Genomic DNA, 558 nt, shown 5'->3' on the forward strand with positions numbered 1-558 from the left:
TGGTGTACGTGCCGTCGGACTCGGGGTGGATGCGCAGGATCTTGCCGCGCAGGTCGTTGGTGTTGGCGGCGGTGCCCTGGGCGTCCCACCACTTGCGGCCGGAGCGCTCGTCGATCGGCGCGTAGCCGTCCGAGGCGAACGGGTTGGTGTCGTCGCCGACGCCGACGTAGAGGTTGCCGCCCGGGCCGAACGCCAGGTACCCGCCGGTGTGGCCGGGCTCGTTCTCCCGCCACATCGGGTAGGTCAGCAGGACCTTCTCGCTGGCGAGGTCGAGGGCGTCGCCGTTCATGGTGAACCGCGAGACCCGGCCGACCTGCTCGGTCGTCGTGCCCGGCGAGTACGCCAGGTAGACCCACTTGTTCGTGGCGAAGTTCGGGTCCAGCGCGATGCCGGTCAGGCCGTCCTCGGAGTTCTGGCCCGCGCCGTAGACGTTCAGGGTCGCGGCGGTGACCGTGGTGCGCGTGTCCGGCTTGAAGATCTTGAGCTTGCCGCCGTACTCGGTGAAGAACGCCCGGCCGTCCGGTGCCACGTCCACCGCGCCGGGCGCGATCGTGGTCT

1 protein-coding gene is annotated in these 558 nt (G+C 70.1%); it reads right to left on the minus strand.

Annotation, left to right across the window (positions count from 1 at the left end):
* On the minus strand, window positions 1-535 hold a 535-nt coding region (locus tag ABD126_RS38655; protein ID WP_343944863.1), incomplete at its 3' end, for a PQQ-dependent sugar dehydrogenase.
* Between the last annotated feature and the right edge of the window lie 23 nt (window positions 536-558).

Source organism: Saccharothrix mutabilis subsp. mutabilis (assembly GCF_039521145.1).
GTDB lineage: Bacteria > Actinomycetota > Actinomycetes > Mycobacteriales > Pseudonocardiaceae > Actinosynnema > Actinosynnema mutabilis.